This window comes from Bradyrhizobium sp., assembly GCF_016462955.1.
GTDB lineage: Bacteria > Pseudomonadota > Alphaproteobacteria > Rhizobiales > Xanthobacteraceae > Bradyrhizobium.
The window spans coordinates 1-4,777 of sequence record NZ_JAEMSD010000511.1; the positions used below are offsets into that span (position 1 = coordinate 1).

Annotated in this window: 4 protein-coding genes and 1 pseudogene; 3 read left to right on the forward strand and 2 right to left on the reverse strand. The window is 64.0% G+C overall.

Annotated elements, in window-relative coordinates:
* Positions 1-164: alcohol dehydrogenase catalytic domain-containing protein (locus tag JHD07_RS33090; protein ID WP_291629792.1), on the reverse strand; the 164-nt coding region annotated here is incomplete at its 3' end.
* 297 nt (positions 165-461) lie between these two features.
* On the opposite strand from JHD07_RS33090, the gene JHD07_RS33095 reads away from it, so the two are divergent.
* Complete coding sequence (locus JHD07_RS33095) at positions 462-1,781, forward strand: DUF2254 domain-containing protein (protein ID WP_291629787.1); 1,320 nt, start codon at positions 462-464, stop codon at positions 1,779-1,781.
* Here the strand turns inward: JHD07_RS33095 and JHD07_RS33100 are convergent.
* A pseudogene (locus JHD07_RS33100) lies at positions 1,775-2,109 on the reverse strand (alcohol dehydrogenase catalytic domain-containing protein); the annotation flags it as partial. The gene JHD07_RS33095 and the pseudogene JHD07_RS33100 overlap by 7 nt on opposite strands.
* A gap of 154 nt (positions 2,110-2,263) precedes the next feature.
* On the opposite strand from JHD07_RS33100, the gene JHD07_RS33105 reads away from it, so the two are divergent.
* The gene (locus tag JHD07_RS33105) at positions 2,264-3,184 is read left to right on the forward strand and encodes an acyl-CoA desaturase (protein WP_291629789.1); all 921 of its coding nucleotides are present in this window, start codon (positions 2,264-2,266) and stop codon (positions 3,182-3,184) included.
* A 219-nt stretch (positions 3,185-3,403) separates the two neighbouring features.
* Complete coding sequence (locus tag JHD07_RS33110; RefSeq protein WP_291629790.1) at positions 3,404-4,645, forward strand: MFS transporter; 1,242 nt, start codon at positions 3,404-3,406, stop codon at positions 4,643-4,645.
* The last annotated feature ends 132 nt before the right edge of the window (positions 4,646-4,777 follow it).

Here is a 4,777-nt window from a genome sequence, read left to right on the forward strand (position 1 = left end):
GGCTTCGGCCAGTGTCCTTTCAGGATATGCAGATCGGTGCCGCAGACCCCGCAGGCGCCGACCTTGATCAGCGCGGCCTTCCTGCCGACCTTCGGCCACGGCACGGTCTTGATGACGGGCTCCGAGCCGGGACCGGCGTGGGTGCAGACGCGGATGTGCTCCATGATGCGTTCCTCGCTGCCCGTCTGTTATGATTGATTGGTGCGGGCTGACGACAAGCGTATGTGAGATGTGCGGTGGTGCCAAGCGAGCAGTCTCGTAGCCACACGAGTAAAGCAACATGCGGGGGCAGCGGCCCCGGTTGTCGCGGCGCTCGTCCGGGCTGCAAGACGACGACAAGACGGGAGGACCAGTCGCTGCGGAGGCGATGAGGCGCTGACGCGGAACCATTGCCAAACGGCTTTGTTGGATATGGAACTCACTCAAATCATCTCCGTCGAAAGTCCCGAAAAACACCCGCCATGCTGGTCCGGCTACGCACCTTGGCAGACAGGTTGGCTGGGTCATTCTGGCCCATTCCGGGCTTGCTCGTTGCGCTCGGACTCTTCGGCGGCTACGGCCTCGTCCAGCTTGACCACGGCGACCTGCTACCGCAGGCCTTGCTCCAGCATTGGGTTTACGACGGCGGAGCCGCCGGTGCACGAAGTCTTCTCAGCGCAATCGCCTCGTCCACGATCACGGTCGCCGGCACCGTGTTTTCCATCACCATCGCCGCGCTGTCGCTCGCGGCGGGCCAGATGGGCCCGCGGCTGCTGCACAACTTCACGCGTGATCGCGGTAATCAGGTTACGCTCGGAGTCTTGCTCGGAACCTTCAGCTATGCGCTGATCGCCCTGAGGAGTATTCGTACGGAGGAAGAGGGCAATTTCGTCCCGCATTTGGGGTTGACCGTCGGCATCGCGCTCGGCATCGCCTGCGTCGGTACGATGGTGTACTTCATCGGTCACATGGCCTCGCGCATCAATGTCGACACGGTGCTGGAGCTCGTCACGGAAGATCTGGACGATGCGATTGAACGGTTGACCGTTGACAAGCGCGAGACCGAGCCACCGTCTGCTGAATTCTGGCTGGGTGCGCGGATGGTGACCGACACGAGGCGCGGTTATCTGGAGCGGATCGACGATGAGGGCCTTGCCTCCTGGGCGGCCGAACATGGCTGCGTCATTCGTCTGCTCGTGGGCATCGGCGATTTCGTTTCCCCGGGCGCGCCGATTGCTCTGACCAAGCCTGCGCCGGACGGCGTCGAGGAGGCGATCCGGGAGCGAAGCGTGATTGCGAAGGAGCGTAACAGCTCTTTGGACTTGCGCTTCGCGGTCCGACAGCTCGTTGAGGTCGCCGTGCGCGCGCTTTCGCCGGGAATCAACGATCCCCATACCGCGATCAGTGTTGTTGACCGGCTTGGCGCCACCCTTTGCAGCCTGAGCCAGCGCCATCTGCCGACCGGCGTGTTCCATCGGGGCGGGCGCCTCGCGCTCTACGTGCCGAGCATCCAGTACGATCAGCTTGTGAACACCATGTTCCATATGATCAGGCAGAGCGCAGCAGGAACGCCGGCCGTGCTGATCCAATTGCTGAGGGCCTTGACCCAGGTCGCCAGCTGCGAACGGGACACGGCCCGCATGCACGTTCTCAACCGTCATGCAGAGCTCGTCCTTGCCGACGCCCGGCGCAGCGTAGCATCTCCAAACGATCTCGAAGACATCGAACGACGCTATTTCGACTTCGCACAGGTCATCAAGGTCGGTCCCGAACACTATCTCGCCGGTCCCCGCTACGGATAGGGGATGCAATGGTAGCAATGGCCGCAGGGCATCAGCGGCGGGATCATCACCTTCGAGCCGACCTGAAGCGGCTTGCTCATGAAGTCCTCGGTGAATTCGTCGCCGCATTCGACGATGACGCCGCCGATCTCGTGTCCCAATGTGAACGGCGCGGCCACGGCAGCGGCTTCGGCCAATGTCCTTTCAGGATATGCAGATCGGTGCCGCAGACCCCGCAGGCGCCGACCCTGATCAGCGCGGCCTTGCAGCCGACCTTCGGCCACGGCACGGTGCGGATGACGGGTTCACTGCCCGGCCCTGCGTGGGTGCAGACGCGAATTTGCTCCATGGTGCCTCCTCGCTGCCCGCTTGTTGTGTTCTGATGATGCGGGCGCACTCAGCCTATGACAGGTACGCGACATTGCAAATAGCAGCGCCCCCGTTGACACGCGGCAGTTGTATCCGCAGGTTGCACGTGCGCCAGCATCTGCCGGGATCAGACCATGGATTTGCAACCGGGCTCTGAACGAATTGTCGTCACGCCTGACACCGATCCGCTGGATGGCACCGTGCAATGGGCGCCGGCGAAATCGGTGTGGCTCGCGGGCATGACCGCAGCGGCCATCGCGCTCGGTCCGATCACCTTCTCCTGGCAGGCCTTCGCTCTCTTCATCGCGACCAGTGCCGTCACGCTGTGCTGCGGACATTCCGTCGGCATGCATCGCAAGCTGATCCATGCGAGCTACGACTGCCCGCTCTGGCTCGAACATCTCTTCGTCTATCTCGGCACGCTCGTCGGCATGGCCGGGCCGCTCGGCATGATCCGTCTGCACGATTTCCGCGACTGGGCGCAGCGGCAGCCCACGTGCCATGAGTATTCCCGCCACGGCGCCGGCTTCTGGCGCGATGCCTGGTGGCAACTGCATTGCCGGCTGGTGCTGCGCCATCCGCCGAGATTTCAGCTCGAACCGCGGCTTGCCGGTGACCGATTCTATGCATTCATTGAACGCACATGGACATTTCAGCAATTGCCGTGGGCCCTCCTCTTCTTTGCAATCGGCGGACTGGATTGGCTGGTCTGGGGCATTTGCGTGCGCGTCAGCGTCTGCGTCACCGGCCATTGGCTGGTCGGGCACTTCTCCCACACAAGCGGCGATCAGACCTGGGGCGTCGATGGCGTCGCCGCCCAAGGCTACAATGTCCGCCTCGCCGCGCTGATCAGCATGGGCGAGAACTGGCACAACAACCATCACGCCTATCCAGGCTCGGCCAAGCTTGGACTGTTGCCAGGACAGGTCGATCCCGGCTGGTGGCTGATCCGATTGCTTGAGGCTGTCGGGCTGGCGTGGAATGTCAGGACGCCGCACAACCTGACGGAACGGCCCGGCTTGCGTCTGCTGCCACAAGCTCAACCGTCATCCTGAGGTCCCAGCCTTGCGATGCACCGCATCGCAAGGGTGAAGCCTCGAAGGATTAGCCACGGGCGCCTGCAACTCATCCTTCGAGGCTCGCTTTGCTCGCACCTCAGGATGACGGCTGAGCATGTGGCCAGCCAGCATGGCTGATCTTCAACCACACCCAATTGTCTTGAGCGTCGACCGGCGAACGTGTAAGGCGCCACGAGTCTCACCTCAGGTCATCCCGTGAATCCCCTCCCCCAAAATCCCGTGGCCGCATCCGGATCGTTTGCGGCGATGAAGTCCGTGCCGTACCGTCTCCAGTTCGCTTCTTACGTGCTGGCGATGATGGCGGACAATATCGAGCATGTGATCAGCTATTGGGTGGTGCTCCAGAAATTCCAGTCGCCGACGCTGGGTGGTTTCGCCGTGCTGTCGCACTGGCTGCCGTTCCTCTTGTTCTCGGTCGCGGTGGGCGGGCTTGCCGACCGGTTCGATCCGCGCCGCATCATCCAGTGCGGCATGCTGCTGTTCATCATTGCCTCCGCCGGATGGGGCTTCTTCTTCCTCACCGATACGATCCAGATGTGGCACGCCATGCTGCTCCTGGTGATCCATGGCTGCGCCGGCGTGCTCTGGCAGACGCCGAACCAGCTCCTGCTCTACGACCTCGTTGCGCCTGCGGATCTTCCCAGCGCGGTGCGGCTGAACGCGATGGCGCGCTATCTCGGCATCCTGGTCGGGCCTGCGGTGGGCGGGATCATCATGCTGACGCTCGGCCCCTCGCACGGCATCATCTTCAACACGCTGTTCTACCTGCCGATGCTGCTTTGGCTGTTCTGGGCGCCGGTGCGCGACAGGAGCGCGGCGGCGCGGCGCTTCGCCGTGCGCGGGCTTGCCGACATCGTGCTGACCATCCGAGCGATCGGCACCCAGCCGGTGCTGACGGCGATGACGTGGCTCGCCGGCCTGACCTCCTTCATGATCGGCAATGCCTATCACGCCCAGATGCCGGGCTTTGCCGGCGATCTCGGTCATGGCGATCCCGGCGTCTCCTACAGTGTGCTGCTCGCGGCCGATGCGGCCGGCGCAGTGCTCGCCGCCATCGCGCTGGAATCCTGGGGGCGGCTCAAGGGCACGCCGCGCACCGCGATCGCGCTCGCGATGCTGTGGAGCGTGGCGCTGCTCGGCTTCGCGCTGGTGCCGATCTATCCGGTCGCGATCGCGCTGTTGTTCTTCGCGGGCTTCTTCGAGCTCTCCTTCAACACGATGGCGCAGGCGCTGGTGCAGCTGAACGCGCCGCACGACATCCGCGGGCGAGTGGTCGGCCTGTATAATATGGCGGGGCTGGGCATGCGGGCCTTCAGCGGCATCACGGTCGGGGTAGCAGGCGCAGCGATCGGCATCCACTGGTCGCTCGGACTGTCGGCGGCGGTGCTGCTGGCTCTGCTGCTCTTGCTGCAACTGCGCGCGGCGCAACCGGCTTGAGCGGCGGGCGCCGCCTCGGGGTGTGGCTTTTCGAACGCATTGTGTCTGTCCGTTGCCGCCGCGCCCGATCCTAACGCGGCATTAACCCTATGCACCTTAGGGTCGTGCCGGACTCCGCCCGGGCGGGGGGTC